This window comes from Williamsia sp. MIQD14 (genome assembly GCF_051025635.1).
GTDB lineage: Bacteria > Actinomycetota > Actinomycetes > Mycobacteriales > Mycobacteriaceae > Williamsia_A.
Window position 1 is genome coordinate 151,469 of record NZ_JBPFDG010000006.1, and the last position, 17,522, is coordinate 168,990.

The window sequence follows — 17,522 nt, forward strand, 5'->3', positions numbered from 1 at the left end:
CCCCTCAGCTCGCCGGTTCGTCCTCCAGGACGGCCACCGCGGCCGCGATCGATCCGTCGTGGGTCAGCGAGATGTGCACCGTCGACCCCTCGAGGTGCCGTCCGATCTCCCCGCCGAGGCGTATCGCCGGACGACCCCAGGTGTCGGTGACGACCTCGATGTCGCTGTGGCGGATCTCGCCCATGACCGGCGACCGGGCGAACCGACTGACCGACCACGCCTTGATCACGGCCTCCTTCGCGGCCCACCGCCCCGCGAGGTGGCGGGCGTCCTCGGCGGTGCCCGCCGCCGAGTCGCGCCGCTCGCCGACGGTGAACCGATCGGCGAACGTCGTGCCCGGCTGCGCGAGCTGATCGGCGAACTCGGGGATCGACACCACGTCGATCCCGACCCCGATCACCGTCACGGCGCGCCGACCACCGACGGATAGTTGCCGTCGGCGTCGAGACGCGTGCTCTCGTCGAGCAGCAGGGCCGCCTCACGCTCGGAGTCGACCCCGGCGTCACCGAGTCGACGGTTCGGGGGGCGACGATAGAGGGCGTCTCCACCGCACATCGCCTCGAGCATCCGCTGCGCCCCGACACGGCCACGCTCGGCGGCACGTCGTCGATAGTCCTCGCGCGCAGCGGGATCGAGACTCTGCACGAACGCCTCCGGGTGCACCACCGCGATGAGCCCCGACACGTGACCGAATCCGAGACTCGTCAGCAGACCCGCCTTCAGCGGGAACCGCTCCCCCAGTCGCAGGGGCTCGGTCACCCACACGAGGTGATCGTGTTTCCGCATGGTCTCGTCCACACAGTCCAGGCTCCGGTTCGGCGGGATGACCCCGTCGCGCAGCATCTGGCACAGGCCGATGAGCTGGAACGCCGCCGCACCGCCCTTGGCGTGACCGGTCAGCGACTTCTGCGACACCACGAACAGCGGGGCGCCGTCGTTGCGACCCAGTGCGCCGGCGAGACGCTCGTGCAGATCGGCCTCGTTGGGGTCGTTGGCCTTGGTGGAGGTGTCGTGCTTGGAGACCAGCGCGACGTCGTCGGCGCTGACGCCGAGGGCGGTGAGCGCCGTCGCCATCGGCGACCCGGCGCGACCACGCGCGGCACCCAGGGCACCGATCCCGGGGGCCGGTATGGACGTGTGCACGCCGTCGCCGAAGCTCTGGGCCCACGCGACCACACCGAGGACCGGCAGGCCCATCTCCGCGGCGACGTCGCCACGGGCCAGCAGAATCGTTCCGCCGCCCTGTGATTCGACGAACCCGCCACGTCGGCGGTCGTTGGCGCGGGAGAAGCGCCGCGGATCGATCCCGCGGGCGGCCATCTTCGCCGAGTCGGCGGTGGCCGACATGTCACCGAAGCCGACGATCCCCTCGATGCCGAGGTCGTCGAATCCGCCGGCGACTGCGAACAGCGCCTTGCCCAGTTTGATCTTGTCGACGCCCTCCTCGACAGACACCGCGGCCGTCGCGCAGGCGGCGACCGGATGGATCATCGCGCCGTAGCTGCCGATGTAGGACTGGACCACGTGCGCGGCGACGACGTTGGGCAGCGCCTCCTGGAGGATGTCGTTGGCCTTCGACTCACCGAGCAGGGTGTCGATGTAAAGCGAGCGCATCGACTCCATGCCGCCCATACCGGTGCCCTGGGTGTTGGCGACCAGACCCGGGTGCACCCACCGCATCAGCTCCGACGGCTCGAAGCCCGAACCGAGGAACGCGTCGACGGTCGCGACGAGGTTCCACAGCGCGACCCGGTCGACCGATTCGGCCATGTCCGCCGAGATGCCCCAGCGTGTCGGGTCGAACCCGGTGGGGATCTGCCCACCGACGGTGCGACTCAGCGTGAATCGGCGCGGGACGCGGATCTCGGTGCCGGCCCGTCGGGTGACCGTCCACTCCCCGGTCTCACCGTCATGGGTGACCGAGGTCTTCTCCGGATCGGATGCGGCGAAGGCGCGCGCCTCCTCCTCGGAGGACACACCGAAGGTCAGATCCTCGTCGAGGAAGACCGACGTCAACAGCGGCGAGGTGTTGTCGACCATCGCGCCCTCGTCGGCGTAGCGGCGGATGCCGCAGCGTTCGACGACCGCGTCGTGAAAGCGATCGGCGATCTCGCTCTCGTGCACGGGATCACCGGACTCGGTGTCGTACCACCCCGGCTTCGGGGTCTCCTCCCACACGATGAGCCCGGTGTTCCACGCCAGCTCGAGGACGCCGGCCGCCGAGAGCTCCTCGTCGACCTCCATCTCGAAGCGTGTGCGCGCGCTGCCGTAGGGGCCGAGCTCGCCGGCGCCGACGATGACGACCAGATCCTCGGGTGCGACGTCGAGGGCGGGCCAGGCCGGGGTGGTGACCGCCGCGGCGCGCGCGGGCGCCGGCAGCGCGGCCACCGTGGGCGGCGTGGTCTCGGCGACCTCGTCGGCCGGGGCCACCTGCGCCGCCGCAGCCGCGGCGAGGGCCTTGAGGTCGATCGACGCGGGATCGAGGCCGGCGGTGAAGTCGGCGACGACGGGCTTCTCGCGCGCCGCGGTACGTGCCTGCGGCACACACAGGCCCAGCAGTTCGTCGGCCATCTCCTCGGTGGCCCAGGTACGGACCCCGGCGGCCTCGACGGCGGCGACCATGCCGTCGTTGTGACCCATGAGCCCGGTCCCGCGGACCCACCCGATGAGCGCATGGGCGAGGGTCACGGTGGAGTTCCACGACTCCTCGGCACCCCACCGGGTGACGAGGGCGTCGAGGGCGGCCTTGCTCTCGCCGTAGGCGCCGTCGCCGCCGAACATTCCGCGGTTGGGCGACCCCGGGAGCACCACGTGCAGGCGCGCGGCGAGATCGTGGTCGGCGCCGAGGGCGCCGAGTCCGGCGATGAGACGTTCCACCGACCAGAGCAGCACCTTCATCTCGAGTTCGGCGCGACCACCGGCGTCGGTGAGGTCGCCGGCCACGCGCGGCGCGGCGAACGGGAACAGCAGCGTCGGCTTCATCGCGGGCTTCACGACGCCGGTGGTGCCACCGAGGTTCTCGGTCTGCTCCGCACCGATCCAGGCCACGAGGTCGTCGACGTCGGTGTACGAGCTCATATTGGCCGAGGCGAGCCAGAGTGCCGCACCGTCACGCGCGTTGTCGCGGTACAGCTTCCGGAAGAAGGCGATGCGGTCGGAGTCGAGTCGCGAACTCGTCGCGATGACCGTGGCGCCGCCACCGAGCAGCTTGGCGACGACGGCGGCCGCGATCGATCCGGCGCTGGCGCCGGTGACGACCGCGATCTCGTCGGTCCAGCGACCGGGCGCGGGATCCTGTGCGGCGTGGGCGATGTGGGAGTAGGTGCGGGCGTGCACCGGGTAGGCCGCGTGCAGCGCCTTGCCCTGCCACCACGTCGCGTGGTGGGCGACCGCGTCGCCGGCACCGGCGAAACGACCGGTGATCCGCTCGAAATCGGTGTCGAGTTCATGCTCGTCGGTCACCCACAGACGCGCGAGATCCTCACGCGCCGAGGCCCACCGGTCGTCGATGAGCACGGTGGTTCGCTCGTCGAAGGTCGGGGCGACCGTACGCATCCAGTCCGGGCCGAGCTCGGCGCTCACACGGTCGACGACCGCCTGGCCACGGTCGGCCTCGTCGTCGGTCTCGGCGGTCGCCACGGTGTTCAGACCGAGCTTGTCGAGGATCGCGTAGGCGGCGCTCGCCAGGGCACCGGAGCGTCCCGTGAACTGTTCGGTGAGATCGCCGAGCGCGGCGAGATCGACTGTGCCCCCGCCGCCGGCCTCGGCCGAGGGCTTGGCGACGCTGACGCCGCGACGCGCACCGACCTCGGCGACCGCCGCGTCGATCACCGCGTCGAGCGCGTCGAGACCGCCGATCGGACCCGACGACAACCCACCGAGATCGCCGCCGCGCACACTGACGCCCTCACGGCTGCCGAGCGCGACCGCGACGGTGGCGTGCAGCGCCCACCCGGGGCCGAGCTGCCACACCGACGACACGCGGTCGGACACATAGGACGGGCGTTTGTTGAGCGGGCCGACCACCTTGCGCAGCTGGTCGGTGATCGCGTCGCCGAGGACCGCGCCGAACGGCTTGTAGCCGCGGGCGAGGCTGTTGACGGTGGTGGCCAGCGCCCCCATGTCGGCCTCGGCCGCACCGTCGATGGCGCCGAGCCCCAGCTCGCCACCGATGTCGAGCAGCAGCTGGTTGCGCCGCGACGAGACACCGTCGCACAACGCCTCGATGGTGTCGGCGGCGCCGATCTGATCGGGGCGCATCTTGGTCCACAGTGCGATGACCGCCGCGACCGCGTCGGCGGGGACGAATGCGATGTCGTCGGGACGCGGGCCGGACGACGCCGCCGGCGCCGCGACGGCCACAGCGGGCGCGGCGGGCGCGGACGCGACGGGTGCGTCGGTACCGGTGGGCCCGGACTCCTCGGGCCCGGACTCCTCGGGTTCGGGCTCCGGGTCGGCGTCAAGGGCGAGGACCACCTGGTCGTCGCGTTCGAGGTTGAGGACCTGGACCGTGGCCCCGGCGTAGTCGTCGAGCTTGAGCGTGTTGGCGGCGAGTCCGGCCAGCGTGGGCGCGGACTTCACACCGACCTCGACGAAGCGCTCGACGCCCAGACCACCGGTCTCCCGCGGCGAGAACAGCAGGTCCTGGGTCTCGATCCACCGGACGGGACTCGCGAACTGCCAGGCGAGCAGCTCGATGAGCACCGTGCGGGCCAGGGCGGTGCGGTCCGCGCTGCGGGCCTCCCAGTCGGCCAGGACCTCGTCGAGCGGGTCCGAGGGCACCAGTGCGGCGATCTCGGCGACGAAGTCGCGGTCGAGGGTGAACAGACGGGGCACCAGGTTCGGCACGTATCGGCCGATGAGGACGTCGGGGTCGAACGACTCCGGCAGCAGTTCCTGCAGGCGGCGACGGAACTCGGGGACGCCGGCACGCAGCACGGTGGAGTGGAACGGGACGTCGATGCCGGGGATGAGGATGAACGCCCGCTTGCCGCCGAACTGCGCACGGCGACGGTCGATCTCGGCCTCGAGCTCCTCGAGTCCGCGAACGGTGCCCGCGATGGCGTACTGCGATCCGAGCAGGTTGAGGTTGACCACCTCGAGGAACTCGCCGCACTGCGCGCCGACCTCGGTGACGAAGGCGACGACGTCGTCGTCGACGAGTCCGATCTGGCTCGGACGGATCGCCGCGAGGCGGTAATCGCTGCGGCCGTCGGCGTCCCGGGGCACGAGATGATGCATGGCCTCACCGCGCTGGAACACGACCTCGAGGACGGCTTCGAGCGGCAACACACCTGCGCAAGCCGCGAGAGCGTTGTACTCGCCCACCGAATGTCCGCAGGTGATGGCGTCGGTGACGAACCCACCCGACTCGGTCAGTTCGGCGATCTGTGCCACGCCCAGGGTCGCCATGGCGACCTGCGTGAACTGGGTGAGGAACAGGACGCCGTCGGGGTGGTTGTAGGTGGTGCCGTTGGCGACGAGGGTCGTCGGGTTGTCGCGCACGACCGCGAGGATCGAGAAGCCCAGCGCGGCACGGGTGTGCGCGTCGGCGCGGTCCCACACCTCTCGGGCGGCCTTCGACCGACTGCGGGCGTCGAGTCCCATGCCCGCGCTCTGGATGCCCTGGCCCGGGAAGGCGTAGACGGTGCGCGGGGCGGCGAGACGACCGGTGGCGGTCATGACGAGTGCGTCGTCGACCTTGGCGGTGACCTCCACGACCTCGCAGCCGTGGTCGAGGGCCACACGGTCGACTCGGATCGTGACGCGGTCGCCGGTGCGGACCATGCCCATGTAGCGCGCGGTCCAGCCCAGCAGGGGCCGTGCGGCCGGCACGGGCTGCGCGGAATCGGTTGCGGTGGCTACGTGTTGGGCGGCGGCGGAGAGCCACATCCCGTGCACGATCGGCTCCCCCAGCCCGGCGAGGCGGGCGGCGTTGGCATCGGTGTGGATGGGGTTGCGGTCGCCGGAGACGGCGGCGAAGCCGTGCATCCGTGCGGGCGCGGTGACGGTGGCCGAGCGCAGGAGCTTGCGCGTGGCGGTCGTCTCGGTGTCGATCGCCCCGCCTGCGCGGACGGGGTCGGCGAGCGAGCCGTCGCCGAGGCGGCCGCGGATGGCGAACCGCTCGGTCATAGACGCGACGGGACCGGCGTCGCCGGTGATGTCGACGAACACCTCCACGACGCGTCCGAGGTCGGTGTCGACGACGTCACCGGTGCGGGCGACGACGACGAGGTCGGTGTCCACCCGCGGCAGGACGGCGGCCGTCGCGACGGCGTGGTCGAGGTGGACCAGGTCGAGCAGGCCCTCGACCACGGGGGTCCCCGCGGGGGTCCGGGCGGCGCCGATGGCGGCGAACACACTCGGCCACGTCAGCCCGACGAGCGTGTCGGGGATGGCGAATCCCGCACTGCCCGTGGGCACCGACGCCGAGAGGTGGCCGGGCAGGGTGTGGGCGGTGACGGCCGAATGGTCGGCGGGCAGGTCGGCGGTCCATCCGACGGTGGTGGTCGCGACACCGTCGACCACCTCGGGCAGAGCGTGGCCCGCGGCGACACCGAGGATCGCGCCCATGGCGGCGGCCGCGGCGTCGAGGGACACCTCGGGGCTGCCGCCGTCGGCGAGGGAGGCGTCGACGGTCATCGCGATCCTCACGCGGGTCGTCGCGATCGGGACGGTGAGCGCCACACCGTCATCGGTGCGTTCGAGCACCGAACCGGTCGGCTCGTGCTCGGCACGACGGGAGCCCTCGGTGGTGACGCCGTCGGTGTCGAACCTGTCCGGGTCGAGCAGCGTCCACGCCGCGCGATCGCCCAGCAGGGCGATGGGGTTGGCGACGATGCGTCCGGCCCACAGCACGGTGTCGGTCTCGATGACGTCGGCCAGCACACCTCCGCCGTTCACGAGTCCGCGACGCAGACGGCTGCTCACCGCGGTCGGCTGTGCGCCGGCGGCGGCGATGTCGCCGGCCACGTGTGCCTCGAAACGGTCGAGCAGTGCGCCGATCGGCTCGTCGACGGTGGTGATCCCGGCGACCGCGACGGGTCCGGGGATGATGCAGACCTCGTCGGCGCCGTAGCGCGGGTCGTGGGCCTGCCACAGCGAATCACTGCGCCACCAGCGGCGCACGTCCTTGTCGACGACGGGGACGAAGGCGACCGGCTTGCCGGGGGTGCGGCAGAGCCCGAGGAAGAACGCGACGTCGGCGGGGTGCAGCACGTCGGCGTCGATGGCCGGGTAGAGGCTGCCGAGGACGTCGATCGCGGAGTGCGGGGCGTCGGTGGCGCGGTCGTCACCGAACGCGGTGGCGACCTCTCCGCGGTCGGCCGGGTGCATGCGCGCCTCGGTCCGCTGCAGCATCTCGAGGAAGCGCTGTCGCCAGGTGATGTCGGCCCACGCCGGCGACGGTCCCGGGTCGGTGCCGACGGCGAGATCGGCGTAGCGGGTGAGCCATTGCCGGTAGGTCATCGACGCGACATCGCCGAAGTAGGGCTTGGCGGTGCGGTCGAGTGCGGCGATGATCTCGTCGCGACGTGCGGCGACGGCGTCGGCGTCCCCGGCGACCTCGTCGAGGAGACGGCCGCAGGCCGACGCGGAGTTGTCGACCTCGTGGATGTCGGCGCCGAGCTGGCTGCGACCCGATGCCATACCCGCGTCGGCGTGGCCGGCACCGATCCAGGTGTCGCACCCGGGGGTGTCGACGAGGAGCTGCTTCACCGCGGGCGAGGTGGTCGCCTCGAGCGCGGCCATGGTGACGGTGCCGAGCAGGATGCCGTCGACCGGCATCGCCGGGTAGCCGTGAGCCTGCGACCACGCGCCGGTGAGGTAGTCACCCGCCCGCTCCGGGGTGCCGATGCCGCCGCCGACGCAGATGACGGCATTGGTGCGCGAGCGCAGCTCGGCGTAGGTCGCCAGCAACAGGTCGTCGAGGTCCTCCCACGAGTGATGTCCACCGGCGCGACCGCCCTCGATGTGGACGATGATGGGGTGCGAGGGGACCTCGGCGGCGATGCGGACCACCGCGCGGATCTGCTCGACGGTGCCGGGCTTGAAGGCGATGTGGGGGATGCCGGCCTCGGCGAGCTCGGAGACCAGGGCCACCGCGTCGTCGAGCTCGGGAATGCCCGCCGAGACCACGACACCGTCGATGGGGGCACCGGCGGCGCGGGCCTTCTGCACGAGGCGCTTGCCGCCGAGCTGCAGCTTCCACAGGTAGGGGTCGAGGAACAGTGCGTTGAACTGCGCCTGACGTCCGGGCTCGAGGAGATCGGTCAGCCGGGCCACGTTGTCGGCGAAGATCGCCTCGGTGACCTGGCCGCCGCCGGCGAGCTCGGCCCAGTGGCCGGCGTTGGCCGCCGCGGCGACGATGGCGGGATCGACGGTGGTCGGGGTCATCCCTGCGAGCAGCATCGGCGACCGACCGGTGAGGCGGGTGAAGGACGTCTCCACGACCCGTCGGCCGTCGGGTAGCTCGGCCAGCGTCGGTGCGAACGCCGACCACGGCTGCGCGACCTCGGGGATGCCGCCGGGGGCGAACAGGTTCCGCTGTCCCCCGCGCAGCCCGACCGCGATGCACCCGATACCGCGACCGCGCAGGACGGGCACCGAGAGCCGGGTCGCCACGTCGGAGGGACCCATGTCGAGGACCCAGGACACACCGGAGTCGGCGACGGCGTCGAGCGTCGACACCCAGTCGACCGGGTCGACGAGGACCGCGTCGGCCAGACGCGCGGCCCACTCGGTGTCGAGGCCGCAGCGACCGGCCCAGGCGACGACGAGGTCGCGGGCGGGTGCGAGGGCAGCGTGGTGGAAGGCGATGCCGACGGTCAGACGGTCGAAGACGGGCGAGAACGGAGCTCCGCCCATCACCTTGCGCTTGCGGTCGGTGGCCTCGCCGGCGGCGACCGCGTCGCACATCGTCTCGAATGCGGTGAGGTGGCGCGGTGAGCCCGACACCACGACCGAGCGGCGACCGTTGCGGATGGCCAGGGCGGGCGCGTTGTGCAGGTCGGTGGCGGCGATGGTCGCGCGGTAGCGGGTGAGGAGGTCCTCGATGCGCTCGGGGACGACGTTGGTGATCGACATCATCGGCGCGCCGTCCGAGGCCGACGCCAGGCCGACCCGGCGTGCGACGGTGGCTCCGGCGGCGCCGATGAGGTGGGCGAGGGCGAGTAGCGCGCCCGGCCCGCCGGTGGTGCCGTGGTGGTCGGTGAGCGCTTCGACGGCCAGGACTCCCTGGGAGTGGCCGACGACCGTGTGCGCCGGGATCTCGGCGGTGTCGAGCCCCTGCTTGCGCAGTGCGGCGACCGCGGCGAGCTGGGACAGCAGGATGCCGGGGACCGACAGCGCCGCGCCGGTGAGAATCGCCTCGGCGGGGACGGGCTCGTCGGCGCCGAGCGCGTGGACCCAGCTCAGGGGATGGAAGCCGTCGGGGCGCTGGGCGGCGAGGTCGTCGGCGACGGGAGCCAACAGTTGCTCGGCGGCGTCGACGATCTGCCCCACCGAACGGTCGAGCTCGGCGTCGATCACCAGTTCGGCCAACGCCGGGAGCCACGCGATCCCCTGGCCGCCGAAGCTGATCGCGTACCGGTCACCGGCCCGCAGTCGGCTGATCAAGGTCTCGTCGGGTCGGTGCGATGCTGCCGAATCCCCGGGGCCGCTGCGGAACTGGTGAACGGTCACTGATGATCTCCTCGATGTGGTGGTGCGTGCCACGGCATCGACGGCCCGGCGATGCGGGTCGTCTCCAGCGGCGGGAAGTGTCGGTTCGGCTGACCGCTGTCTCGTCGTCGAGGCGGTCGAAAGGGCCTGGTGCGCAACGGGTGTGGGGTCGAGTCGGTGGAGTTCCGATTCCGCGGTACGACGTCGGTGCTCCAGGGGTACTCGCCGACCACCCGGTGCGGCACGACAACCATCGTCGCACACGAAAATGAGGGATCCCTCATGTTTTGGGGTGACCGCCGGGTATACCGGCGGGTAACCCCGCGGGTAACTTCGGCCGTCCCTCCGGACGCTCCCCCGGCTCCCCGCGAACCCCCACGTGGCGGCACTGCGGCGACGTGTCGGCGCCGGTGACGACCGCCTCGTGAACTCGTTATCGAATCGTTATCACCTGGTGGTGACCCACATCGTGTCGTCTCGCGCCGTGACGAGTCACGACGCGTCGGCGTCGTCCGCGCGGCGCACCCTAGGGTGACGGTCATGAGTGAGTGCGTGTTCTGCGCGATCGTGGCCGGTACCGCCCCGGCACGCATGGTCTACTCCGACGACCACGTGATGGGTTTTCTCGACATCCGCCCGGTACGTCCGGGCCACACACTGGTCATCCCCCGCGAGCACCACCCCGACCTCGCCGGCATCACCAGCGAGATGGGGACGCGGTTGTTCGACGCCGCCCGGTTGATCGGTGCGGCCCTGAGGTCCTCGTCGATCGCCGCCGACGGCGTGAACGTGATGATCAACGACGGCCGCGCGGCGTTCCAGACGGTGTTCCACACCCACGTGCACGTGGTTCCACGACACCACGGCGACCGACTGTCCTTCGCCCGCGGCCTGGTGATGCGGCGCGACCCCGATCCCGACGCGACGGTGGCCGCGGTGCGCGCGGCCATGCCCGAGGGGACCTGACCGCCGCGGCGCAGTTGCGCCTAGTCCCCGCCGGTGAGGTCGATCGGCTCCCAGGTCGGTGTCGTCTGCGCGACGTCGCTGTCGGGAATCGAGTCGGCGGCGACGCCCCGCGTCTCGAGTTCCTGCCACAGTCCGGCCAGGGCGCGCTCCGGGTCGAGCAGGTATTCCGATTCACGCACGCGCCAGAAACGCCACCCGCAACGCCGTAGTTCGCGCTCGCGCTCCATGTCCGCGCGTGCCTGTTCGGGCGTGCTGGTGAACTCGTCGCCGTCGCACTCCACGGCCAGCCGGGCATCGGCGCCGGTGACCACGAGGTCGATGACGCGGTTGTTCACCGACACCTTCGGGTTGACGTGATAACCGCGGGCGGTCAGATCGAGGAAGATCTGCTGCTCGAAGAGGCTCTCGAACGGCTCACACCGCTCGTCGACGGTGACCCCCGACGGCATCGGGGCGACCAGCGCACCCTCGGTGCGTTCCATGTAGGACAGCAGCGAGTACCGCAGGTCGTTGGGCTTGAGGTCGTCGGAGGCGACCGAGTGGAACAGCCACAGCTGCTCCATCGCACGCGACGCCGCCACGTTGAACCGGCGCTGCGACTCACTTCTGGTGAGCGACACCGGGTTCCGGTCGACCGAGACCACCATCGACAGGAACACCACGTGGCGTTCGTCGCCCTGGAAGTCCGGCGGCGTGCCGATGCGCAGCGACCGTTCGTGCCACTGCTCGGGGGTCAGCGCGGCGCGCAGTCGCTGGGTGATGAGGTCGACCTGGCGTTGCCCTTGCAGCACCACCACGCCGAAGGTGAGACCCGCGTAGCGCTCGTCGCCGGCGCAGGCGACCAACGCCTCGACGAGTGCGTCGGCCTCGACACTGTTGGTCAGCGCGGAGCTGTCCCCGGTGGCGACGGCCTCGGGTACGAATACCGTGCGCAGCGGCGGGAGGCGGTCGGCGCCGAACTGTCGCACCGGCACCAGCGGCGAATCCGGGTAGAACTGCCGCGACGAGTACTCGATGATCTCCGGCATCGACCGGAAGTGCTCCCGCAGTCGCACCACGTGGCCGAAGCGGGTGCGCAGCATGGAGAACAGGCTCGACCGCGGGGTGAGGCTGTCCCGCATGTACTGCGGGACGTCGGGCAGGTAGGTGTCGAGTTTGGCGAAGACGTCGTCGAGCCCGGCGGCACCGGATGTACCCGGCGCACACTGCCTGTCGTCGCCGACGACGATCACGCGCGGAGCCAGCCACAGCAGGAACAGGCTGGTGATGTCGGCCTGACTCGCCTCGTCGACGATCACGACGTCGAATGAGTTCTGCTCGGGGGTGATCGAGGAGAGGACCTGCGAGATCGGCATGATCCACGCCGGGACCGCCCCCTGGGCCTGCGTCATCGCCGATCGCGCGGCGCGACGGAACCGTTCGGCGTGTTTGCCCGAACCCTTGCCCAGGTTGGTGATGTGGTCGCGGTAGGACTGCAGGGCCTGCACCTGCGCGACGGTCATGTGCTCGAGGCACTCCCGCCATGCGCAGGCCGCCGCGAGCCCGGCGGTGAAGTGTCCGATGTCGGCCTCGACGGCGTCGAGATCGGACTCGAGCCGTGATTCGCGATGCGGATCGCTGCGGTCCGACGCCCACGAGTAGGCGCGGCGCCACGACCAGGCGTCGGTCAGCTCCCGCAGACGCCCTTCCCACACGCGGTCGTCGGCGGTCTCGCGCAGCAGGCGGTGCAGCTCGGGCGCCTTCTGCTTGAGGCGGAGTTCGAGCAGATCCAGCGCACCCTGTCGGTCTCGTTGTGCGCGTGCGGAGTTGAATGCGCGGCGCGACTCCTTGATGGCGTCGGCATCGGCGGCGACGATGGCCGCGAGGAGCGCCTCGCCCTCGTCGGACGGCCCCTGGTCCACCTCGGCGCTCAGGGCCCGCGCGTACTCGTCGAGTTCCCGTCGCGCGAGGACGGCGTCGTTGGTCGCCGCGATCGCACCGGTCTGACGCGCCACCTCGGCGACCTCGTCGATGCTCTTCGGGCGGGGGCCACCGGGACTGATCGACTCGAGCTGACGAACGAGTGCGTCACGGCCGGTGAGCAATTCTGAGATCCAGCCCAGCTGCTCGTCGAGCCGGACGAGCTGACCGAGCTGCGACGACCGCGATCCGGTGGTGTCGACCGGGACGTCGACGTCGGCGAGGACCGTCTGCACGCGGCCGACGCCTTCGAGCACGGCGAGGTGGTCGGCGACGAGCTGCATGTTGTCGGCGTCGGTAGGCGGACGGCCGTCGACGGTGGCCACGACGCCGAGCGCGTCGACGGCCCGCTGCTGCGGCGACTTGCGGAACCGCGTTCGCCAGGCACCACCGGTCCGGAGGTACTGCGCGGCGTCGTCGAACACCGATGCGGCGCCGGCGGGGGCGCCGTGACCCCCGTCGGCGGACGCGACGGACACCTCGTGGGTGCCGATGTCGCGGTCGCGGCGGGTGGCCTCGTCGATGACGGCCGAGATCTGGGTGACGCGGTTCCACAGGTACGCGGCCTCGCCCGAGAGCAGCCGCTCGGCCATCTGCTGCAGGTGGTCGGCGAACGTCCGCACCTCGCGCACCGCGGCGCCGAGATGGTCGCACTGGTTCTTGATCGTGAGCAGACGTCCGCTGTCGACATCGGAGAGGATCGCCAGCAGCGAGCCGCTCCCGACCATCTTCTCGCTGGGCTGCTCGGCGATGCGGGCGCAGATCGAGTCGAGCTCGACAGACCCGGGAAGGAACGCCTCGAGTTCGGGCAGACGCTGGGACAGGCGACTCGCCCAGGTGTCGTCGCGCTCGCGGAGCAACGTCAGCAGGCGGTCCATCTCGTCGGTGTCGAGCGGCGGCAGCGCCGACTCGAGCGGTCCGGGAAGCCAGTCGTACCGATCGGCGACCTCCTGGCAGGTCCGCACGATGTGCGCGGCGGTGCCGCTGTAGCCCGCGGCCACCCATTCGTGTTTCTCGGTCTCGGACTCGCGCAGCTGCCAGATCTCCCGCAGGATCTGTTCGCGCTTGGCACGTGCCTGGTCACGCTTGGACCGCAGGTTCTTGATCTCGGAGGTGACCACCCTCGACTGGAACGAACCCTTGCGGGCTGCGATCGCCTCGACGCTCTCGACCAGGGACGACGAACCGTCCTTCGTGACGTCGGTGATGGCCACGGCGAGCTCGCGCAGCTCCGGCGGGAGTTTGTCGCGCAGGACCTGCAGCGCCTGGGCCTTCTCGCTGACGACCAGGACGCGCTGCCCCTTGGCCAGCAGGGCGGCCATGAGGTTGGCGATGGTGTGGGTCTTGCCCGTGCCGGGCGGCCCCTCCACCACCACACCGCTGTCGAGTCCGAGCTGCGCGAGGATGTCGCGCTGCTCGACGTTCGACGGCAAGGGGTAGAGGGCGTCCTCGACGAGTTCACCCGCCGACATCGCGCCCGCGTCCGCCAGCCGCGCCACGCGTTCGTCGGACTCGATCGGTTCGACGAGTTGAGCCAGCCCGATGGGGATCGGGGCGTCGCGGTCGGCGTCGCGCAACGACGCCATCATCGCCTCGTAGTAGCCGAGGATCGCGCCCGAACCGCGGTTGCGCAGAACGAGAGCCGGTGTGGCCGTGACGGTCACGGGCGTGGCGCCCGTCGGCACGGTGGTGCGCCAGGTGTCGACGATGTCGGCGACGGCGGGTGCGAGGACGGACGGCTGCGCGGCGAGCAGGTCGGCGATCTCCCCCGACCGACCGAGGTCGAAGCCGTCGACCCCGGTGAGCAGGTGGCTGTCCTGGAGTTCGGGGACCGAGTCGCCGGCGAGGCTGATCGAGATGGTGCCGGCGGTGTGGTCGTGCTCGGCGACGACCGCCTGGGTCAGCAGGTGCTGGTTGACCGCCGGGACGGTGTCGTTGCCCGCGGCGGACGCGTCGGCACCGATGGTGAGCAGACCGGTCGCGACGACGAGTTCGAGCGACTCGGGACGTTCGGCGAGATCGTCGAGCATGCCGGCGACGCTCGCGAACCCGTCGGCACCCGCACCGCTCGATCGCAGCTCGAGGAAGCGTTCACCGGGGGCGGCCTTGCCGCGGACGGGCAGGCCGTGGTCGTCACCGAGCCAGACGAGGGCCTCGTGGTCGTCGACGTTGCGCACGACATCGGACTTCGCACGGATGAGCTCGTGCAGGAACTGCAACAGCCGTAACACCCGTGCGCGTCGGTCGTCGACGGACATCGATTCGGTCATCAGGTCCTCTTCGCCCGCACCAGCAGCGGTCGAGGTCGTCGGGTCACCTCGAGGTGAACCTCAGGTCTATGGACCGAGGCAGAGAGAACGCTACCTGCTCGGGCCCTGACCTTCGCATTCATGGGTGTACACGTTATTCGATGCTCCCGCCGAGCGTGGCCACGCGAGGGCCGGGACGGACCGACGTGCCCGATCAGCCGGCGAGGAGCGCCGACCGGAAGGCCGGGAAATCCCCGTCGACGTAGCGCACGTTGGTGTATCCCAGCGCGGCGATCTGCTCGGCGATGCGGCGCGCCTGTGCACGCACCGACACCACGGCGATCTCGACGTTCATGTCGCAGACGCAGGGCATCCGGCGGGGGGAGGTCGGTTCGAACGCGGCGGTCAGGTCGGCGGGTTCGACGATCACCGCCCCGGGAAGGCTTCCTTGATGACGCACCACCTGGGGACGCATGTCCACCACGACGGCCGCGCCCTGTTGCGTGTGCTCGGCCGCTTCTGTCGCCGAGATTGGATCCACCACTGACACCGGGGAACTCACCGATCCTTGTTACTGCAGGAAAATTCTGACGCGGACGTCCGGTCGGGTACGACGACGATGTCGTGGCCCGTGAAGAAGACATCGGACGGAGCCGAGCCGATGTTACGGGAAAGTTTCCTGCACGCGGTGAGACCCGCGGATGGATCGGTCGCGTCGGGTCAGTGCCGACCGCGGCCGGCCACGCGTGGTGCCCCGCGTCGTCCGCCGAAATCGCCACCGCGGCCACCGCCCTGACGCGACGACGATCGCTGCCGCGGCGGACCCTGGTCCTTGCTGAGGTTGATCGGCACGTTGGAGATACGGGTGCTGCGCAGTGCGGTCAGCGTCTCGCGGCCGAGATCCTCGGGCAGTTCGACGAGGCTGTAGTCGGCGCGGATGCTGATGTGCCCGAAGTCGCCGCGGCTGAGCCCGCCCTCGTTGGCGATGGCCCCGACGATCGCGCCCGGGGTGACGTTGTTCTTCTTGCCGACCGCGATGCGGTAGGTCGCGAAGTTGGTGCCACCCTCGCGCGGACGGCGCTCGGGGCGCTCGGACCCGGCCTTGCGTTCACCCGCGGGCGGGTCGGGGCTGAGCAGGAACCCACCGTCGCGGGTCTCGAGGGCCAGCGCGGCGGCGATGTCGGCCATGGCGACATCGTTCTCCTGCGCGTAGTTCTCGATGAGTCGACGGAACATCGCGATGTTGTCCGACGCCAGGTTCTCGGTGATCGACTCACCGAACTTCGCCACACGCTGGGCGTTGACGTCGTCGACACTGGGCAGCCCGATCTCGGTGATGGGCTGTCGCGTCGCCTTCTCGATCGACCGCAGCAGATGACGTTCCCGCGGGGTGATGAACAGCAGTGCGTCACCGGACCGACCCGCACGTCCGGTGCGACCGATGCGGTGCACGTACGACTCGGTGTCGTGCGGGATGTCGTAGTTGACGACGTGGGAGATGCGGTCGACATCGAGGCCACGGGCGGCGACGTCGGTGGCCACGAGGATGTCGAGCGATCCGGCCTTCAGCGACGAGATGGTGCGCTCTCGCTGCGCCTGCACGATGTCGCCGTTGATGGCCGCGGCGGAGAATCCCCGCGACCGCAACTTCTCGGCGAGTTCCTCGGTGGCCGACTTCGTGCGGACGAAGATGATCATCGCGTCGAAGGTCTCGACCTCGAGCACACGCGTGAGGGCGTCGAGCTTGCGCTGGTGGGACACCTGCAGGTAGCGCTGTGTGGTGTTCTGCGCGGTCTGCGTCTTCGCCTTGACGGTGATCTCGACCGGGGTCTTGAGGTATTTCTGCGCCAGTCGGCCGATGGCCTTGGGCATGGTCGCCGAGAACAAGGCGACCTGCTTGGAATCGGGGGTGTCACGCAGGATCCGCTCGACGTCCTCGGCGAAACCCATGGTGAGCATCTCGTCGGCCTCGTCGAGGACGAGGAAGTCGAGCTCGGAGATGTCGAGGGTGCCCTTGTCGAGGTGGTCGATCACGCGACCGGGCGTACCGACGACGATCTGTGCGCCGCGACGCAGGCCCGACAGCTGGACGCCGTAGCTCTGGCCGCCGTAGATCGGCAGGACCTTGATGTCGGGCAGATGCGCGGCGTACTTGCCGAACGCCTCGGCGACCTGCAGCGCGAGCTCACGGGTGGGGGCGAGGACCAGTGCGCGCGGCTTGCGTCCGCCGCCGGAGATCTTCGACAGGACCGGGATCGCGAACGCGGCCGTCTTGCCGGTGCCCGTCTGGGCGAGGCCGACGACATCGCGACCGGCCATCAACGGGGGGATCGTCTCGGCCTGGATGGGCGACGGACTCTCGTACCCCACGTCGTTGAGTGCCTGGAGCACCCGGGGTTCGATGTCGAGATCGGCGAATGTCACCGATTGGGCCTCTGACCCGTTGCCGTCCACTGCCTGCCCGCCGATTCCCGGCACCTGAGCCGATCGTTGATTCCCGGCGGCCTCACGGCCCACCGGAGGAGAGTTGTCTCCGGGAGCACTCTAACCGTCCGCGGGGCCGATCCGTTATTCGTGACCTGCGGCGCAGAGGCGCTTTTCGGCGGGTTGTGCGGCCCCGGTTTGCCGTGGGAACAGACCAGGTAATCTGTGTCACAGTGCTGCCGCAGGTCGGGATTGTCCGTTTTC

General features: G+C 70.6%; 6 protein-coding genes. 1 reads left to right on the top strand and 5 read right to left on the bottom strand.

From position 1 onward, the window contains the following. Window positions 1-4: 4 nt before the first annotated feature. Window positions 5-406, bottom strand: a complete 402-nt coding sequence (acpS, locus tag ACQ7HM_RS20660) for a holo-ACP synthase AcpS (RefSeq protein ID WP_434218106.1) — start codon at window positions 404-406, stop codon at window positions 5-7. Further along, window positions 403-9,681: a fatty acid synthase subunit beta domain-containing protein gene (locus ACQ7HM_RS20665; RefSeq protein ID WP_434218107.1), complete on the bottom strand. Its 9,279-nt coding sequence runs from the start codon at window positions 9,679-9,681 to the stop codon at window positions 403-405. The genes acpS and ACQ7HM_RS20665 overlap by 4 nt, the downstream gene beginning before the upstream one ends. 519 nt (window positions 9,682-10,200) lie before the next feature. Here ACQ7HM_RS20665 and ACQ7HM_RS20670 point away from each other — a divergent pair. Next, complete coding sequence (locus ACQ7HM_RS20670; RefSeq protein WP_434218108.1) at window positions 10,201-10,626, top strand: HIT family protein; 426 nt, start codon at window positions 10,201-10,203, stop codon at window positions 10,624-10,626. A 20-nt stretch (window positions 10,627-10,646) separates the two neighbouring features. On the opposite strand, the gene ACQ7HM_RS20675 is transcribed toward ACQ7HM_RS20670, so the two are convergent. From ACQ7HM_RS20675 to ACQ7HM_RS20685, 3 genes are all read right to left on the bottom strand, one after another. Continuing rightward, window positions 10,647-14,855, bottom strand: a complete 4,209-nt coding sequence (locus ACQ7HM_RS20675) for an AAA domain-containing protein (RefSeq protein WP_434218109.1) — start codon at window positions 14,853-14,855, stop codon at window positions 10,647-10,649. A 193-nt stretch (window positions 14,856-15,048) separates the two neighbouring features. Then, a complete protein-coding gene (locus ACQ7HM_RS20680) occupies window positions 15,049-15,384 on the bottom strand; it encodes a rhodanese-like domain-containing protein (RefSeq protein WP_434218155.1) in 336 nt (111 codons plus the stop codon). Between the two features lie 170 nt (window positions 15,385-15,554). Next, window positions 15,555-17,258 (bottom strand): DEAD/DEAH box helicase, encoded by a 1,704-nt coding sequence (locus ACQ7HM_RS20685; protein ID WP_434218110.1) that lies wholly within the window; start codon window positions 17,256-17,258, stop codon window positions 15,555-15,557. Window positions 17,259-17,522: the final 264 nt, after the last annotated feature.